Annotated in this window: 16 protein-coding genes; 15 read left to right on the top strand and 1 reads right to left on the bottom strand. The window is 26.4% G+C overall.

Annotation, left to right across the window (positions count from 1 at the left end; all coding sequences use genetic code 11):
* Positions 1 to 11 precede the first annotated feature (11 nt).
* The gene (locus ACN6I1_RS04185) at positions 12 to 1,364 is read right to left on the bottom strand and encodes an MATE family efflux transporter (RefSeq protein ID WP_419742827.1); all 1,353 of its coding nucleotides are present in this window, start codon (positions 1,362 to 1,364) and stop codon (positions 12 to 14) included.
* A gap of 187 nt (positions 1,365 to 1,551) precedes the next feature.
* Here ACN6I1_RS04185 and ACN6I1_RS04190 point away from each other — a divergent pair, with 187 nt between their 5' ends.
* From ACN6I1_RS04190 to ACN6I1_RS04260, 15 genes are all read left to right on the top strand, one after another.
* Positions 1,552 to 2,190 (top strand): nitroreductase family protein, encoded by a 639-nt coding sequence (locus tag ACN6I1_RS04190; protein WP_150842336.1) that lies wholly within the window; start codon positions 1,552 to 1,554, stop codon positions 2,188 to 2,190.
* Positions 2,191 to 2,642: 452 nt separating this feature from the next.
* The gene (locus tag ACN6I1_RS04195; RefSeq protein ID WP_419742828.1) at positions 2,643 to 3,227 is read left to right on the top strand and encodes an accessory gene regulator B family protein; all 585 of its coding nucleotides are present in this window, start codon (positions 2,643 to 2,645) and stop codon (positions 3,225 to 3,227) included.
* A gap of 179 nt (positions 3,228 to 3,406) precedes the next feature.
* Complete coding sequence (gene cax, locus ACN6I1_RS04200; RefSeq protein ID WP_419742829.1) at positions 3,407 to 4,450, top strand: calcium/proton exchanger; 1,044 nt, start codon at positions 3,407 to 3,409, stop codon at positions 4,448 to 4,450.
* Between the two features lie 258 nt (positions 4,451 to 4,708).
* Positions 4,709 to 6,829, top strand: a complete 2,121-nt coding sequence (locus ACN6I1_RS04205) for an EAL domain-containing protein (protein WP_419742830.1) — start codon at positions 4,709 to 4,711, stop codon at positions 6,827 to 6,829.
* Positions 6,830 to 6,903: 74 nt separating this feature from the next.
* The gene (locus ACN6I1_RS04210) at positions 6,904 to 7,569 is read left to right on the top strand and encodes a response regulator transcription factor (RefSeq protein WP_419742831.1); all 666 of its coding nucleotides are present in this window, start codon (positions 6,904 to 6,906) and stop codon (positions 7,567 to 7,569) included.
* A gap of 1 nt (position 7,570) precedes the next feature.
* A complete protein-coding gene (locus ACN6I1_RS04215) occupies positions 7,571 to 9,010 on the top strand; it encodes a sensor histidine kinase (RefSeq protein WP_419742832.1) in 1,440 nt (479 codons plus the stop codon).
* A gap of 77 nt (positions 9,011 to 9,087) precedes the next feature.
* The gene (locus tag ACN6I1_RS04220) at positions 9,088 to 9,501 is read left to right on the top strand and encodes a hypothetical protein (RefSeq protein WP_419742833.1); all 414 of its coding nucleotides are present in this window, start codon (positions 9,088 to 9,090) and stop codon (positions 9,499 to 9,501) included.
* A 775-nt stretch (positions 9,502 to 10,276) separates the two neighbouring features.
* Positions 10,277 to 11,218, top strand: coding sequence for an SH3 domain-containing protein (locus tag ACN6I1_RS04225; protein WP_419742834.1), 942 nt, complete (start codon positions 10,277 to 10,279; stop codon positions 11,216 to 11,218).
* Positions 11,219 to 11,539: 321 nt separating this feature from the next.
* Positions 11,540 to 12,418 carry a Rossmann-like and DUF2520 domain-containing protein gene (locus ACN6I1_RS04230; protein ID WP_419742835.1) on the top strand — a complete coding sequence of 293 codons (879 nt, stop codon included), beginning with the start codon at positions 11,540 to 11,542 and terminating at the stop codon, positions 12,416 to 12,418.
* The gene (gene panB / locus ACN6I1_RS04235; RefSeq protein WP_419742836.1) at positions 12,393 to 13,220 is read left to right on the top strand and encodes a 3-methyl-2-oxobutanoate hydroxymethyltransferase; all 828 of its coding nucleotides are present in this window, start codon (positions 12,393 to 12,395) and stop codon (positions 13,218 to 13,220) included. Before ACN6I1_RS04230 ends, panB begins: the two co-directional genes overlap by 26 nt.
* A 13-nt stretch (positions 13,221 to 13,233) precedes the next feature.
* Positions 13,234 to 14,073, top strand: coding sequence for a pantoate--beta-alanine ligase (panC, locus tag ACN6I1_RS04240; RefSeq protein ID WP_419742837.1), 840 nt, complete (start codon positions 13,234 to 13,236; stop codon positions 14,071 to 14,073).
* Positions 14,074 to 14,173: 100 nt separating this feature from the next.
* A complete protein-coding gene (locus tag ACN6I1_RS04245; RefSeq protein WP_419742838.1) occupies positions 14,174 to 14,323 on the top strand; it encodes a hypothetical protein in 150 nt (49 codons plus the stop codon).
* Positions 14,324 to 14,493: 170 nt separating this feature from the next.
* Complete coding sequence (locus ACN6I1_RS04250; protein ID WP_039966016.1) at positions 14,494 to 15,612, top strand: FtsW/RodA/SpoVE family cell cycle protein; 1,119 nt, start codon at positions 14,494 to 14,496, stop codon at positions 15,610 to 15,612.
* 28 nt (positions 15,613 to 15,640) lie between these two features.
* Positions 15,641 to 16,330: a response regulator transcription factor gene (locus ACN6I1_RS04255; protein ID WP_419742839.1), complete on the top strand. Its 690-nt coding sequence runs from the start codon at positions 15,641 to 15,643 to the stop codon at positions 16,328 to 16,330.
* Complete coding sequence (locus ACN6I1_RS04260) at positions 16,317 to 17,717, top strand: sensor histidine kinase (protein WP_419742840.1); 1,401 nt, start codon at positions 16,317 to 16,319, stop codon at positions 17,715 to 17,717. Before ACN6I1_RS04255 ends, ACN6I1_RS04260 begins: the two co-directional genes overlap by 14 nt.
* The last annotated feature ends 130 nt before the right edge of the window (positions 17,718 to 17,847 follow it).

The following is a 17,847-nucleotide window of genomic DNA, read 5'->3' on the forward strand; positions in this document are numbered from 1 at the left end:
TTTTAAGACTGTTAAATATGAATAGATAAAACTTCAGATTCACTTAATGTATTTATTTTTTTGATATAATCAAGTATTAATGGAATACAAGCTGCAATCCAAGCCATAGGACCTGCTAAGCAAACTCCAAAATAACCTAAGAATAAAGGTAGTGTAAATGCAACAACTGTTCTAGCTAATAATTCACAAACTCCAGCCAACATAGGAACTAAAGTGTAGCCCATTCCTTGAAGTGCATTTCTATATATGAATATTAAGCTAAGTGGTATAAAGAAAAATGCAACTGTAGTTAGGTATTTCATAGAGTAAGCAACTACATCTGGGTCAGAATTTGATACAAACAGCTTAACAAATTGATCACCAAATAAGAACAGTATAAGTCCTCCCACAAGACCTATAACAATATTTATAATAGTACATTTTTTAACGCCTTCTTTTATCCTATCTATGTTTCTGGCTCCTAGATTTTGAGCACAATAAGTTGCCATCGTAACTCCAAATGTTATACTAGGTTGCATAACTAATTGCTCTACTTTAGATGCAGCAGTATGAGCGGCTACAACTGTTGAGCCAAATGCATTAACCGCACCTTGAAGTATAATTGCTCCTATAGCGGTTATAGAAAATTGAAGAGCCATTGGGATTCCAATACCTAAATGTTTTTTAAAATATACACTGTCAAATTTAAAATGTTTTTTCTCTAGTTTTAATATAGGAAATTTTTTAGCAGTATAAAATAAACATAAAACTCCCGAAACGCCTTGAGCAATTACTGTTGCGTAAGCTGCTCCGGCAACTCCCATAGATAAATTTATTATAAAGAATAAATCAAGAATTATATTTAAAATTGATGCTACTATTAAAAAATATAGAGGTGTTTTACTATCACCAAGAGCACGGAGTATACTCGATATCATATTATAGAAAAAAGTAGCAAATATTCCTCCATAGATAACTACTATATAAGATTGCGCGTCATCTATAATATCACTAGGTGTATTTATTAAGTGCAAAATTGATTTTGATGTAATAACACTTATGAATGTTATTAAAATTGACATAATAATAGATAGAACAATTGCACTACCAACTGCTTTTTTTACTCCATCAACATCATTTGCTCCAAACTTTTGAGATACTAAAACAGAAAAGCCTGAAGTAAGACCTAATACGAATCCTATTATTAAAAAATTCATGGATCCAGTTGATCCAACTGCGGCAAGAGCCTTGACCCCTAAAAATCTTCCTACTATTATAGTATCAACCATACTATAAAATTGTTGAAATATATTACCTATGAGAAGTGGTATAGAAAAGTATAAAATTAGTTTTACTGGATTACCAGCGGTCATATCTTTTGTCATAAAATCCCCCTTTGTAAAAAATATATGCTTGCATATGATAGCATTATTTAAAAATTCCGACAATACCATTATATTAAAATTATTAAAAAAGGATAGTAAATTATATAAATAAAATAGTTTGACATAAAACTATTTTATTTATATAATTTAAATTGTTAATCAGTTTATAGACAAAGGAGAATTTAAAATGACAAACTTAGATTTTATATATAACCGTCAAAGTATAAGAAAGTTCAAAGATGAACCTATTCCAAAAGAAGATATAATGGAACTTTTAAAGGCTGCAACATTTGCTCCATCAGCAAAGCATCAGCAAAACTGGCATTTTGTAGTACTTCAAAATAAAGATATGATAAATGAAATGGCTGATATAGTTACTAGAAGCCATGAAAAAATAGGTGAACTAGCAAAAACTGAAAAAGATAAAAAAATACATATGAGTGTTATAAATTATTATACATGTTTTAAAAATGCTCCTGTTGTTGTATTAGTTTATGGATGCGAATATAAAATGATAGAATACAAAATTTTAAAAGAAAATGATGCTCCAAAGGACCTATTAGAGGTATTAGTATCTCCTCAATCAGGAGCTCAAAGCATAGGAGCAGCAGTTGAAAACTTCTTACTAGCAGCAACTCAAATGGGATATGGAACTTGTTATATGACAGGTCCTACTCATGCAAAAACTGAAATTGAAAATCTGATAGGATTTGAAAAGCCTGGATATGAGTTAATGTCAATGATAGCTTTAGGTGTTGCAGAGGACAATCAACCACAACAACCACCTAGAAAACCATTAGAAGATGTTACTACATTTATAGATTAAAACTTAAATTAAAACAAAGAGCTCAAATTAGCATACTAATTTGAGCTCTTTATTTTAAATACAATAAAAAATAAATTAAAAAAATTTTACATAAAAAAATAATTATACTATGGACTAATAAAAAAATAAATGGTATATTGTATACATAGACAACGAGATTAGACAAAAAACAACGTGACAATAGGAAATGACATAATTTATATAAAATTAAAGCACTTTAATATAAATATATTTTAAACAAAGAAGACTTAAGGAAGTTTTCAAAATCCCCCTAAAAGTACAATAATACTATTTAAAGACTGTTTTCAAAACAGTCTTTTTTGTTTGGAAAAGTCAGTTTTTGCATTAAAAAATGGTAAATATAAACATTTAATGACTAGTTTTTTAATTTGTATTGAATAAACAAATAGAAGATGGTAATTTAAAGTAAAAAGGTAAAAAGGGAGGACTTAATGATTGAATCACTTACCGACAGACTTGTGTCATTTCTTGTGCTAAATAATATAATAGACACAGAAAAATTTGAAAAATATAGAGATAAAATAAAATCTTTAATATTTTTGGTAATAAGCTTTGTAAGTGTAATTTTAGTTGGGATTATTTTCGGGAAAGTTACTCAAGGAATAATACTTTTAATATGTTATTTGATAATAAGAAAATTTGCCTGTGGATATAAAGCTAAAAGTTACATTATAAGATTACTAATGTTTATGGGGATATATATATTTACTATATATTCGAGTAGTTATGAGGATTTAACAACATATAAGTTTTTAATTATTTTATTTACAGTATTAAGTTGGGGATGTATATATGTTTTAGCGCCTGTAGAGAATATAAAAAGTAAAATGGATTTTAATGATGTACTAAGAAAAAAAATTATATCTAGAGTAATAGCCACAATAATTACTTTTTTAACAATTACATTATTAAGGATAGAAATTATAAATGAATATGCGGCATTTACTTGTAGTGCTTTATATTGGAGTGCATTTATGTTAGTACTGGGGACTATAAAAAATTACATAAACAATTAAGTAAAAAACATTTATGGGTAGATTTTTAAATTAGGAAATCCTTACCTATAAATGTTTTTTATTTTTTATGCTTATTTTTATATACAATAAGGTAGATAATATAGACAAAGGAAAATTATAGGAATATAATAAGTTAGAAAAAATACTATAAAAAAACTAAATATCTAAGAGGTGAAAATATGAAAATATTAAAATATTTACTTATATTTATACCGATAAGTATAATTGGAGAATTTATGCACTTGCCACCAACAGTAATGTTTTTATTGGCGGCATTATCAATTATACCACTAGCGGGACTTATGGGAGAAGCTACAGAAGAAATATCTTTTTATACAGGACCTAAAATAGGAGGCTTTTTAAATGCTACATTTGGAAATGCAACAGAACTTATTATTTCGTTCTTTGCTTTAAAAGCAGGGCTATTTGACGTAGTAAAAGCATCTATCGCAGGGTCGGTAATAGGAAATATACTACTTGTACTAGGAGCTAGTATGCTATTAGGAGGACTAAAGCATAAAAATCAGAAATTCAATAAAAAAGTTATAGAAGTATCATCAAGTATGCTTTTATTTGCAGTTATAGGACTTTGTGTGCCTGCAATTTTTACTCATACAATTAATCCTAACTTACTAAATACAAAATATGAGGGATTAAGCATTATTGTAGCTGTAATAATGTTTATAATATACATATTAAGTTTAGTATTTTCGTTTTATACACATAAAGATATATATTCATCAGAGCCTGAAGAAAATGGCGAGGCTAAGTGGACACTTAAAAAATCTATATTTGTTTTAGCAATAGCTACTATATTAATAGCTATTGAAAGTGAATTTTTAGTTAGTGGCGTAGATTCATTAACGGCAACATTAGGATTGAGTGAATTTTTTGTAGGTATAATAATAATACCTATAATAGGAAATGCGGCAGAACATTCTACTGCTGTTGTAATGGCAATGAAAAATAAGATGGATGTTGCTGTAGAAATTGCAGTTGGATCTAGTTTACAAATAATATTATTTGTTGCTCCTGTATTAATATTTTTAAGTTTACTGTTTACGCCTATGAGTATTGTATTTAATCCGTTTGAATTAGTAGCATTAATTGCGTCTGTTCTTATTGTAAACAGAGTTGCAAGTGATGGAGAATCAAATTGGCTAGAAGGTGTACAATTATTATCTGTTTATTTCATTATTGCAGCAGGATTTTTCATATTATAAATAAAAATAGGCCTTTAAAAAGGTCTATTTTTATTTATAATATGAAAAGTTGTTTGACATAATAAAAAAATAGATATATATAACAATGACACTATATTTAAATCTAGAATAAAGTAAATAAATAGATTAAATATAATAAGGGAGGGAACTGAGATAAAAAAACTAAACAAAAAAGTTTTACTAAGTTTTTTTATATTTATTTTAATATTTGGGTCTTATTATTTAATAAAGAAAGCAAATAATGATATTATAGATCATATGGCATATAGTTATGAAAATAACAAAGAAATAGATAAAGAAAAACTAAAAAAGAAAATGACTGAAATATTGTTAAAATCAAAAAAAGATTCTAATGATTATTTTGTATTAGGATACTATAATCTAAAATTCGATAAAAACAATAAAGAAGCAAAACAATACTTTAAAAAGGTAGTAGAAAATCAAAACAAATATACAGATGATTTTGCTAAATTATATAGTTACTATTATTTAAGCAAAGATGCTATAGAAAATAAAGAAGAAAACAAAGCGTTAGATTATGCTAAAGAGGGCTTTAATAGTATAAGTCCAGATAGCTATAGTAAGTATAAAAAAATTATTTGGAATATTCATAGTGGATTGCTGGGTTTAGAAAATGGTAGAGAATTAGCTATTAAAGATTATAGAAAGATAGAGCAAAATGAGAATTTACTAAATGATGAGTCAAAACTATATTTATATCAAAAACTATCTACACTGAGTTTATCATTATATGGGTATAATTATGACATAGAAACTAATTTAAAAGCAATAGAACTTGCTAAAAAGTTGGATAAAGAGGAAGAACTGTACAGACTTATAATACACTTGGGAGTTTCAGCCAAACAAATTGGAGAATATGAATCTGCAATTAATATAATTAAATATACGGATAAATTGAAGATAGATGATAAATATGAGAATTCAATTTTAAACTGTTATAAATTAATACAGCTAGCTCAAATTGAAAGTAGGCTTGGCAATTATGAAAAATCATTAAGTTATGTAAATGAAATAGACAAGTACAGCTATTCTATAAAACAAGATGCACTAAATGATATTAAGGTTTTACAACTTTCAATAAAGAGTGAATATTATGCAGAAATAGGTGATTTCAAATCTGCACATAATTATTTAAACAAGGCTGAATCTATGATAGATGATAATAGTCTAGATATTTATGCAAATAAAGAAATGTATTATTATAAGGCATTAGCAAATACTTATAAAAAAGAAAAGAAATATCAAGACGCTATAGATGTATACAATAAAGGGCTGAATCTAGCAAACAAAGAAAACAGTATAGAGTATAAGGATATATATTTACATGGATTAATAGATGTATATTCAACGTTGGGTGATGAAAAAAACGAATATAAATACAGTATTGAATTAGCTAACCTTATAAGAGAAAAGAGCAAAGAGTTTTATAAAAATCATTATTATGAAAATGTAATAGCTAAATATGGTATGAATAAAGCTAAGGAAGAAAATATAACAATAAAGTCCTTAAATAATTTTTTTAAAGCTATAATATTTATACTATTCGCTGTAATATTTAAGCTTCAGATATATCCTATTATTTATAAATATATACACAGATCTAAAGTGAAAAAATATATAAAAGAAGATAGATATTTTTTAAACTATCAACCTATAGTCAATCCAAAAGAAGATAAAATTATGGGTTTTGAGGCATTAATAAGACTACAACTAAAAAATAAGCTAATTATGCCTAATATAATAATAGAAGAAATTAATAAATGCGATATGATGGAAGAAGTTTCTGTTTGGATATTAAAGAGAATAGTTAAAGACTTTAAAAGTTTGAAAAACGTAGAGAATATAAATGAAAAATTTTATATTTCTATAAATTTATCGCTTAAAGAAATTGAAAGCATATATATAGTAGAAACATTTAAAAAGATAATAAAAGAAGCTGAATTACCTAAAGGCTCTATTTGTATAGAGATTACTGAAAATATTAGCTATAAAAATAAAGAGTCTGCAAGTGAAAATATAAGAATTTTAAAAGAAAATGGATTCTTAATAGCGTTAGATGACTTTGGAGTAGATTATTCGAATATATCTATGTTAGACAAGTTTGAATTTGACATAATTAAATTAGATAAATATTTTATTGATAATATAGGGACTTCATCTATAAATAAGACACTTATAGAAACAGCAGATTACTTATCTACTATAAAAGATAAAACTATAGTAGTTGAAGGTGTAGAAGAAAATTATCAAATGAAAATTGTAAAAAATACAAAATCGAATAAAATTTATATACAAGGATATTTTTATAGCAAACCTTTAAGTATTGAAGAATTAGAAAAATTTAAATTATTTAAATAGAAGAAAAGCTCTGGTATTTAACCAGAGCTTGTTTTGTGTTAACATAAAACAAAAAGTATGAAGGAGAATGGAAAATGGTTAACATATTAGTTGCTGATGATGATTTAAGAATACTAAGATTAATAAATGATTTCTTAAAATTAGAAGAATTTAATGTATATAAAGCTGAGAATGGAAAAGAAGCAATTGAGTTGTTTGAAAAAGAAAATATAGCACTAGCTATATTAGATATAATGATGCCTATTGTAGATGGGTGGGATGTATGCAAGCATATAAAATCAAAATCAGATATTCCAGTACTTATATTAACAGCAAAAGACAGTGATATAGACGAACTATTTGGTTTTGATATAGGCGCAGATGAATATATGTCAAAGCCATTTAATCCTAAATTACTAATTGCTAGAGTAAAAAATTTATTAAAAAGAGTTAATTCATTGAAAGAAAAGCAAACCTTTAAGTATGGAGACATAGTTCTTCAATTAAATAATAATGTAATAAGAGTTAGAGAAAAAGAAATTGAACTTACACCTATAGAATATGAATTAATGTTTATATTTTTAAATAATGTAGGAATATCGCTAAAAAAAGATAAATTATTAGATTTAGTATGGGGCTATGACTACTATGGGGATCCGAGAACATTAGATACTCATATAACAAGGTTAAGAAAAAAATTAGGCTATGAATCAGAGTTGATTAAAAACATAAGAGGTTTTGGCTATGTTTTTGGGAGTTAGTATGAAATCTATAAAAAATAAATTATTAACATGGATAATACTTATCAACTCAATGATGTTAGTTGGAATATTAATATTTACTATTAACTTCAAAGATATATATATAAAGTATACTAGTTTACAATTAGATAAATTATCAAATGAAATAAAAGTGATATTGAATGAAAATTTAGATGAAAATACATCAAATAAGCTCCTAAAATTAACCGAAAGTAAGGGTGTAAATCTAGATATATATAATAAAGAAGGAAACTTAGCATTTAAGAACAGAATGAGCATGAATAATCATATGATGGGGAAGATGAAAAACAAATATGAAGTAGTAGATAAATACTATATAAATAGAGACTTAACTTCATATATAATACATGAAAACTCAGAAAATATTGAGTTTTTATCAATCATATCGAGCACAGATGATAACTTATACACTATAGTTATTAAAACACCTATAAGTTCAATTGAAAATAGTATAAAGATAGCTTCTACTTTTTTAATAATTATTTTTATTCCTATAATAATTATTTCTATTATAATGGCTATAATTTTTTCAATTAAGTTTACGAAGCCTATAAGAAAACTAAATGAAGTAACTGATAAAATTTCAAACTTAGATTTTAATGAAAGAGTAGATATAAAAACTAATGATGAGATTGAGAAATTAGGACAAAGTATAAATAAATTGTCTGATAAGATAAATAGGAGCTTAAATGACTTAAAATATAAAAATGACGAATTAGAAGTGCTTATTAAAAATAAAGAAAAGCAAGAAAATCTTAGAAGAGAATTTGTGTCGAGTGTATCTCATGAGCTAAAAACTCCGATAACGGTTATAAGTGGATATGCTTTAGGTTTAAAAAGCAATATAGCAAAAAGTTATGAAGATCAAAAGTACTATATAGATGTAATATATGAAGAAAGTGAAAAAATGGGGGTATTAGTTAAAGACTTATTAGATTTATATAAGCTAGAGTCTAAGATGTTCAGTATAAAAAAAGAACAAATAAGTATAAAAGACTTAATAATAGAAACTATTAGAAATTTTGAAATAAAGATTAAAGAAAAAGATATAAATTTAACCTTAAACATAAATGATGTCTATATATATGTAGATAAAATTAGAATTCAACAAGTTTTATACAATTTTATAGATAATGCTATACATCATATAGATAATAATCGTATTTTAAATATAACTACATATAGATGTAAGGGAAATTTAAAAGTATCTATATATAATAATGGAGAAAATATAGAAGATGAATATTTAGATGAGATATGGGATTCTTTTATGAGAATTAATAAATCCAGAACATATAGTGACAATAGAGTGGGGCTGGGATTGTCTATTATAAGAGAAATAATAAATCTTCATGACGGTAAATGCGGTGTTTTGAACAAAAAAGATGGTGTCGAATTTTGGTTTGAATTAAAATTGTAAAATTTTTTACTTGTAACTAAGTTGTAACAATCGATAGTCATAATGATATTAAAGATAATTTAACAGGAGGTAGTTTTATGAAATTAAAAAAAATAATATTATCACTTAGTGTTATATCAGCTATTGGATTTGGATCTATGGGGGTTATAGCAAATGCAAATGAAAAATCATCTACAGATAATTCATTTAGTTACAGATACCAAAATAGACAAGAATGTAGACTTACAGATGAGCAACAAAAACTTATAGACAAAGGCTATAATGAACTTACAAAAGATGAAAAAACAATATTTGATAAGTACTACAAACAACCAAAAAGTAATTTAAGTGATGAAGAATTAAACAAATACTTTGAAATTCATGATAAAGCATATAAGTATTTAGGAAGTGATTTTTTAGAAAATATGAAGCAAAACAGATCTGAAAGATTAAATAATGGACATATGAAAAATGGACAAGGACAAGGTAGAGGTATGTGTAATCAACGATAAAAGTTAATATAAATAAAAAATAAGGTTAGTAAAACTAACCTTATTTTTTATTTATATAAGGAAATGATAAATATTTATCGTTATAGATAAGTAGACAAATGGCATCTATGCAATAACTTAACATTAAGTTAACATAGAAAAAATCTATAACAAATCTATAATGCATATAAAGAAATTAAAATAAAAGCTATATATAAATTAGCAATCAATATTAAAAAAATTAACAAACTAGAATTTTAGTATTGTGTCGAAATTAAAAATTTAAGATTTATATTAAATTGAGTTTGAATTACAAACTGGATAATATGATTTTTTAATTAGTAACAAAATATATAAGCAGAGCTAATAAAAAAGAGTAAATACATTTGTAAAAATTAAAAGTTACAAAGTGAATTTACAAAATTTAAAATAGAAAAGGTGGTTAAGCTATAATTTATGCTATTTTTTACAATGATTATCATATAAAACAAGCAAAAAATAGCATAAATTATAATAGTTACAAAAAAAATTTAAAAAATTTTTAAGTGAATTTCACATACCTATGAATCCTTGTAATTTCAATAGATAAACATTGTTACCAATTGTAACTCTTTTGTAACCAAATTTGCTTTTTTTTGGTTCTAGGTGTTTACAAAAAGAAAAAAGTGTATTAACATTAATAACAAGTTAAAAAAAGTTACGAAAAAGTAACAAACACAAACAATATGAATTTAAAAAGACAATAAGGTCAATAATATATAATTTTTAATTTTATTTAATTGAATGGAGGAATTTTATGAGTATGAATAAAAGAGCAAAGAAATCAATAGTATTAACATTAGGTTTAGTAGTTGGAGGTATGTATGCTTCAACAAACAGCATATTTGCTGCAGAGAAAGAAATAGTTACACCAGAAAAATTAAACGTGAGAAAAGGACCATCTGTAGAAAATGATAAAATAGGATCATTAGATAGAGGAATGGTTGTTGAAATATTAGAAAGCAACAATGGATGGAACAAAGTTAAACTTTCAGACGGAAATGAAGGATGGATAAGCGGAGATTACACTGCAAAAGAAAAAGCAACTGTAACAGCTACTGAATTAAACGTAAGAAAAGGACCATCTATAGAAAATGATAAAATAGGATCATTAGCAAATGGAACTGTAGTAGAAGTATTAGAGCATGAAAATGATTGGTATAAAGTTAAGCTTGATGACAATCAAGAAGGATGGATATCAGGAGATTATGCATTAACTGAATCTCAAGCTATGGAGCAACAAGCTAAAAAGACTGAAGTAAAAGCTGCTACAACAAATACAGTAGATCAAAAAAATGATTCAAAAGATTCAACTGTTAAAGAAGAGAAGTCAGAAGAAGCAGTTTCAAACACTGCACAAAATAACAACCAAAATAATAATTCAAATGAATCATCAAAACCTGAAGAAACAACTTCATCAAACAACAATAGTGGAAGATTAATGACTGTAAATGCAAGTGCATATGCAGGTCATAGTATAACTGCTACAGGAACAACTCCTAAGTGGGGAACTATAGCTGTAGACCCTTCAGTTATACCTTACGGAACAAAGGTTTATATACCTAAGTTTGATATGGTATTCACTGCAGAGGACTGTGGAGGAGCTATAAAAGGAAATAAAATAGATATATTCATGAATAGTGAATCTGAGTGTACAACTTTCGGAAGACAAAATATAGAAATACAAATATTAGGATAATAAACAAGAGAAGTCTCTATGGAGACTTCTTTTTTATATACTTCAAAAGCTATTTAAATCGATTTTAAGGGCTTTGTTGATACTTTAGGGGCAACTGTGCTTAAGAAATGAAAGAAAACGTAAATTTGGATAAATATGAGAGTGGAAAAAAGTGGGCTTTTTAAGTCCACTTTTTTATTGACATGGCACAAAAATGAAGTTACATTTATCATGGGTGGTATTTTAATTAAACTGCACCAATTGGATATTAAAAAATTTTATTATAGGAAGCTCATATCTTTTTAGAATGAGACTGATTAGTAGTATCACACTCATTAGGAGGTGGTAACTATAAACTTTGGAATTATTGGAGCGGGGAAGATGGGATTTTCCCTGGGAAAATATTTAAAAGAAAACAATATAAATTTAGTTGGGTATTATAGCAAAAGTGAGCATTCTTCTAAAGAAGCATCAACTTTCACAAATACCAAACAATATGTTAAATTAGAGAATTTAGTACAAGATAGTGATGTTATATTAATCACTACTCAAGACTCACAAATAAAAACTGTGTGGGAGAATCTAATTAGCTTTCCTATTAATAATAAAATAATATGTCATTTAAGTGGAGCAAAATCCTCAGAAATCTTTTCGAATATAAACCAATATGGTGCATATGGTTATTCAATTCACCCAATATTAGCAATTTCAGATAAATATAATTCTTATAAAAATATTTCTAAAGCATTTATTACAATTGAAGGAGACAAAAAATACATAAATTATTTAAAAAATATATTTTTGTCAATTGGTAACAAGGTTTTATTAATCAATAAAGAAAATAAATCCTTATATCATGAAGCCTGTGTAAGTGCTAGTAACTTAATAATTCCTATAATTGATCAAAGTATAAAACATCTTGAAAAATGCGGATTTGAAAAAAATATAGCTATTGAAGCTTTATATCCGTTAATTGAATTTAACATAAAAAACATAAAGGAAAAAGGTATTTTGAACAGTTTAACAGGGCCGATAGAAAGATGTGATTTAGAAACTATAAAAGATCACTATGATGTTTTAGATGATGAAGATAAAGAATTATATACTATTTTATCTAGACACTTATTAAAAATAACTAAAGTTAAAAATTTTGAAAAAGATTATTCTAAAATTGAAAAATACTTGGGGGAACAATATGAAAAATACAGTTGTAACTTTTAAAGAAGCTAAAGAAAGCAATGAAAAATTAACTATGCTTACAGCTTATGATTACTCAACTGCAAAGCTAATTGACAGTTGTGGTATAAATGGAATATTAGTTGGAGATTCATTAGGAATGGTGTGTTTAGGTTATGAAGATACACTATCTGTAACTATGGATGATATGATACACCATACAAAAGCAGTATCAAGAGGATGTACAAATACTTTAATAGTTGCTGATATGCCTTTTATGTCTTATCAAACATCAACATATGATGCTGTAGTAAATGCAGGTAGACTTATAAAAGAAGGAAGAGCACATGCAGTAAAATTAGAAGGCGGAGTAGAAGTTTTTAACCAAATACAATCGATAGTGAACTCTTCTATACCGGTTATGGGGCATATTGGACTGACTCCACAATCTGTAAATGCTTTTGGCGGATTTAAGGTACAAGGTAGAGATGAATTAGCAGCAAAAAAACTTATTGAAGATGCACTAGCGGTAGAAGATGCAGGCGCATTTGCTGTTGTATTAGAAGGAGTGCCATCAAAATTAGCATCACTTATAACTAAAAAGCTAAATATACCTACTATTGGAATTGGAGCAGGTGCTAGTTGTGATGGACAAGTACTTGTATATCAAGATATGTTGGGTATGTTTAGTGATTTTACACCTAAATTTGTGAAAAAGTATGAAAATATAGGAGAAAAGATGAAAAATGCATTTTCAAATTATATAGATGAAGTAAAAACAGAAGTTTTTCCAAGTGAAGAACATAGTTTTAAGATAAATGAAGATATAATAGAAAAACTATATTAAAGGGGATTTGGACATGAAGATTATAAATAACATAAAAGAAATAAGAAAACAAGTTAAGGATTGGAAAAATGATGGATTAAGTGTAGCACTTGTACCTACTATGGGATACCTACATGAAGGACATGAAAGCTTAATAAAAAAGGCTAGTGAGGATAATGACAAAGTGATTGTAAGTATATTTGTAAATCCAATGCAATTTGGAATAAATGAAGATTTATCTACATATCCAAGGAATATAGATAGGGATAGTGATATATGTGAAAAAAATGGAGCTAGTTTAATATTTAATCCAAGTGTTGAAGAAATGTATACAGATGGATTTAGCACTTTTGTAGACTTGAATAATTTAACTTCTGGACTATGCGGGAAAAGCAGACCAACTCATTTTAGGGGAGTTTGTACAGTTGTGAGTAAGCTATTTAATATAGTAAATCCAGATAAAGCATATTTTGGACAAAAAGATGCGCAACAACTTTCTATAATAAAGCAAATGGTAACAGATTTAAATTTTGATATTGAAATTGTAAGTTGCCCTATAGTTAGAGAAGCTGATGGATTAGCTAAGAGTTCAAGAAATACATATTTGAGTAAAGAAGAAAGACAAGCTTCAACTATAATAAACAAATCATTAAAAAAAGCAAAAGCTTTAATAAAAAGTGGAGAAAGAGATTCTAAAAATGTAATTGACTTTATAAAAAATGAAATTAATAAAGAACCTTTAGCAAAAATTGATTATGTAAGTATAGTTGATAATAACACTATAAAAAACACAAAAACTATTGAGGATGGTTCGTTGATTGCAGTAGCTGTTTTTATCGGAAATACAAGATTAATAGATAATTTCATTTTCTAAGTTGTGTAAAAAAATTTCATTCAATTTGGTTGTATGATTATATAGGAAAATTAAGGGTATATTTATTAACATAATTATACAAAGATTGGAGAAAAATGAAATGAAATCTAATATGAATGAAAAAGATTATGAAGAAATAAAAAAAGATGAAGAACTGAAAGATAGAGAACTATTTGGAGAAAAAGAGTTAGAACAAGAACATAAAGATTTAGAAATAGAAAAAGAATTAGATCCAATGAAAAGATTATAAGATTTAAATTATTTATAAATAAATAGAGTACACATAAAAGGGATATTTTAAAATATCCCTTTTATGTGTACTCTCAAATAATCTCCATAATTTCTCCATAATTAATTTTTATAATCCATTTATAAATTTGTAGTTTATATAACTGGAAAATAGAAATTAGAAAGAGGATTATGATTATGGGAAAATTAACACTTAAGCATATAAAAAATTTAAACTGGAGATTAATATTAAATGTTACACTTATATTTATATTTGGACTTGTAATGCTAACAACTGCAACTCATGCAAATAGAACCGGTAACTATAGAGAAATAATGAAACAATTGTTGGCATTTGGAATAGGGGTTACGTTAATAATTTTCACTATAAAAATTGACTATATTAAAATAGGTAAATTTTATAATGTTTTTTATATATTTACTATAATATTATTATTAATTATATGGGTACCTGGATTAGGAGTAGTACAAGAAGGTTCTAGAAGATGGATAAAACTAGGGCCACTATACCTTCAAACATCAGAAATTGCCAAGCTTACTTTCATAATAAGTTACGCTAAAATTGCAGAAGGATATAAAGGTAAACTAAATACCATAAAACAAATAATACCAGCAGTATTAAAAGCTATGCCAGTCTTATTTTTAATGTTAATGCAGCCAGATTTAGGAGGGACTATAGTTTTTATATGTATAATGTTTGGAATGCTATTTGTATCAGGACTTAATGGTAAAATAATAAGAAATACTATTTTAATAGGGGTATTATTATTACCATTAATTTACACGTGTTTAGCTCCGCATCAAAAAGTTAGAATAGAAGCTTTCTTAAATCCTAATGATTTAAGTTATAAAGGAAATTATCAAGTTGTCCAGTCCATGATAGCTATAGGATCAGGTGGTGTAAAGGGTAAAGGTCTTTATGAAGGAACACAAAGTCAAAATGGTTTCTTACCAGTACCAGATAGCGACTTTATATTTGCTGTTATAGGAGAAGAATTAGGGCTAATAGGAATGGGAGCTTTAGTGCTATTATATGGAGCATTTTTATTAACGATGATAAAGGATGCAGAAGAATCAAAGGATTTTTATGGAACCTTAATTATAATTGGAGTAACTAGTATGTTTGCATATCAAATTATTCAAAATATAGGTATGACTATGGCATTAATACCTGTTACAGGAATAACACTTCCATTTATTAGTTATGGAGCAAGTTCGTTGGTTGGTTCTTTAGCAGCTCTAGGTTTAGTACTTAATGTAGGAATGAGGAAAAGAAAAATTAATTTTTAAGCAAAATTAATAAGAGATGAGGTAGGCGATGATAAATATACTACTTATAGATGATGAAAAAAAGATTTGTGAGTTTGTAAAAGCTTATTTAGATAAAGAAGGATATAAAACAGATATAGCATACAATGGAAATGATGCTATCAATTATCTTGATAACAATCAGTATGATATAGTTTTGCTAGATAGAATGTTACCTGATATAAGTGGAGAAGAAATTTGTAATTATATAAGAAATAATTGCAAATTGATAAATGTATCTATAATTATGTTAAGTGCAAAAACAGAAGATGATGATCGGATTGAAGGTTTTGAGTTAGGTTGTGACGATTATATATGCAAACCATTCAATGTTAAAGAACTAATTCTTAGAATAAAATCTGTATTAAAACGAAGTCATGATTTAGAAAATAATGAAAATATAAAATTTAAAAATCAAATTGAAATAAATACAAAAACCCATGAAGTGAAAGTTAGAGGAGAAATTGTTATTTTAACTAATACAGAATACAAATTATTGTTAGTAATGGCATCAAATCCTAAAAAAATATATACTAGAGAAGAACTTTTAGAAAATGTAGTAGAGGACCATTTAGAAAAATTTGATAGGGTTATAGATAGTCATATAAAAAATTTAAGACAAAAGATAGAGGTTGACTCTAAAAACTGCAAAATAATAAAAACCGTGTATGGAGTAGGATATAAATTTGAAGAAGAATAAAAAATATATTTCTCTAAATAGTCAAATTTTAATAGCATTTTCAGTTATAGTTACTTTAATAACAATTATTATTTCTATATTCATAAACTCGTCGTTTAAAAGTGTATTTAGCAAATATGTTGATGAGAACAATAAGGATGAGGTAAATCACCTTGTATTTGATTTGCAAAATGTATATGACAATGACACATGGGATGTAGAAAATATAAAACTTTTAGGTGAAGATGCAATAAGAAAAGGGATAGCTCTAGAGGTTTATGATAAAAATGGGGACTTGGTTTGGAGTGTTTTTGAAGATGAAAAGCTATTATCAAATCAAAGATTGAATACAATAAAAACGAATATGAAAAGTATTAATCAAAATTGGAATGGAAAACTCAAAGAATATAAGTTTGACATATATGATGATAAAAAGTTAGTAGGATATGAAAGGATAATACATTATGATTCTATTTACTACATGGAAGATGATCTTGAATTTTTAAATATTATGAATAAATTTATGGTATTTATAAGTATAGTAGCTGTAATAAGCGTTATAATTATATCTGCAATAATTTCAAAATCTATTTCTAACCCTATAAAAAATGTATCTAAAATTGCTAAAGTCATAGGAAGTGGAAACTATAAAAATAGATTAAATTACAAGAGCAATATAAAAGAAGTTAATGAACTTACAAAGTCTATAGATATGTTAGCTGAGGAGCTTAATAAGCAAGAAGTTTTGAGAAAGCAGTTAACAACTGATATAGCACATGAGCTTAGGACACCTGTAACCAATATACAAGGGCATTTAGATGCTATTATTGATGGAATTTGGGATCCGACTCCAGAAAGACTTACGAGTATAAGAGAAGAAGTTCAAAGGTTAGGGAAGTTAATAGGTTCAATTAAACACTTATCAGCATTTGATAGTTCATTAAGTGAGTTGAATAAAACTAAAACTAATTTAAGTGATTTTATAAAAAATATAACATATACTTATGAATCAAAAGCTTTAGAAAAAAATATAAAAATTGAATATGATTTAAATGAAGTTTTTGCATATATAGATAAAGAAAAATTTTCTCAAGTTATAGTCAATATTTTAGTTAATGCAATAAAATATACAAACTATGGAGGAAATATTTTAATTAAAGTAGAAAATTATGATGATAGTATAAACATAGCTATAAAAGACAATGGAATTGGAATACCTAAAGAAGAATTAAACTATATATTTGAAAGATTTTATAGGGTTGATAAGTCAAGATCTAAAGACACAGGAGGTATAGGTGTGGGGCTGGCTATATCAAAAGCTATAGTAGATGAGCATGGAGGAAATATTTTAGTATATAGTGAAGTAGGCAAAGGAAGTGAGTTTATAATTAAGCTTCCAGTTATGTAAATAAAATATAACTTATTTATTGACAATGATAAATTTTATATAGTATATTTAAAATAGCACAAAGAGGTGCATTAGGAAGCAACGAAGCTCCATAGATTAATCTATGGAGCTTTTTTGTACTTAAATTTGT

Source organism: Paraclostridium dentum (assembly GCF_048568265.1).
In the GTDB taxonomy this organism is placed as follows: Bacteria; Bacillota; Clostridia; order Peptostreptococcales; family Peptostreptococcaceae; genus Paraclostridium; species Paraclostridium dentum.

Excerpts from the sequence above, each read along its gene's own strand:
- ACN6I1_RS04225 (WP_419742834.1), top strand. The coding sequence starts at position 10,277 with ATGAGTATGAATAAAAGAGCAAAGAAATCAATAGTATTAACATTAGGT.
- ACN6I1_RS04220 (WP_419742833.1), top strand. The coding sequence starts at position 9,088 with ATGAAATTAAAAAAAATAATATTATCACTTAGTGTTATATCAGCTATT.
- ACN6I1_RS04185 (WP_419742827.1), bottom strand. The coding sequence starts at position 1,364 with ATGACAAAAGATATGACCGCTGGTAATCCAGTAAAACTAATTTTATAC.
- ACN6I1_RS04250 (WP_039966016.1), top strand. The coding sequence starts at position 14,494 with ATGATTATGGGAAAATTAACACTTAAGCATATAAAAAATTTAAACTGG.
- panB (WP_419742836.1), top strand. The coding sequence starts at position 12,393 with ATGAAAAATACAGTTGTAACTTTTAAAGAAGCTAAAGAAAGCAATGAA.
- ACN6I1_RS04215 (WP_419742832.1), top strand. The coding sequence starts at position 7,571 with ATGAAATCTATAAAAAATAAATTATTAACATGGATAATACTTATCAAC.
- ACN6I1_RS04210 (WP_419742831.1), top strand. The coding sequence starts at position 6,904 with ATGGTTAACATATTAGTTGCTGATGATGATTTAAGAATACTAAGATTA.
- ACN6I1_RS04195 (WP_419742828.1), top strand. The coding sequence starts at position 2,643 with ATGATTGAATCACTTACCGACAGACTTGTGTCATTTCTTGTGCTAAAT.
- ACN6I1_RS04255 (WP_419742839.1), top strand. The coding sequence starts at position 15,641 with ATGATAAATATACTACTTATAGATGATGAAAAAAAGATTTGTGAGTTT.
- panC (WP_419742837.1), top strand. The coding sequence starts at position 13,234 with ATGAAGATTATAAATAACATAAAAGAAATAAGAAAACAAGTTAAGGAT.
- ACN6I1_RS04205 (WP_419742830.1), top strand. The coding sequence starts at position 4,709 with ATGGCATATAGTTATGAAAATAACAAAGAAATAGATAAAGAAAAACTA.
- cax (WP_419742829.1), top strand. The coding sequence starts at position 3,407 with ATGAAAATATTAAAATATTTACTTATATTTATACCGATAAGTATAATT.
- ACN6I1_RS04245 (WP_419742838.1), top strand. The coding sequence starts at position 14,174 with ATGAAATCTAATATGAATGAAAAAGATTATGAAGAAATAAAAAAAGAT.
- ACN6I1_RS04190 (WP_150842336.1), top strand. The coding sequence starts at position 1,552 with ATGACAAACTTAGATTTTATATATAACCGTCAAAGTATAAGAAAGTTC.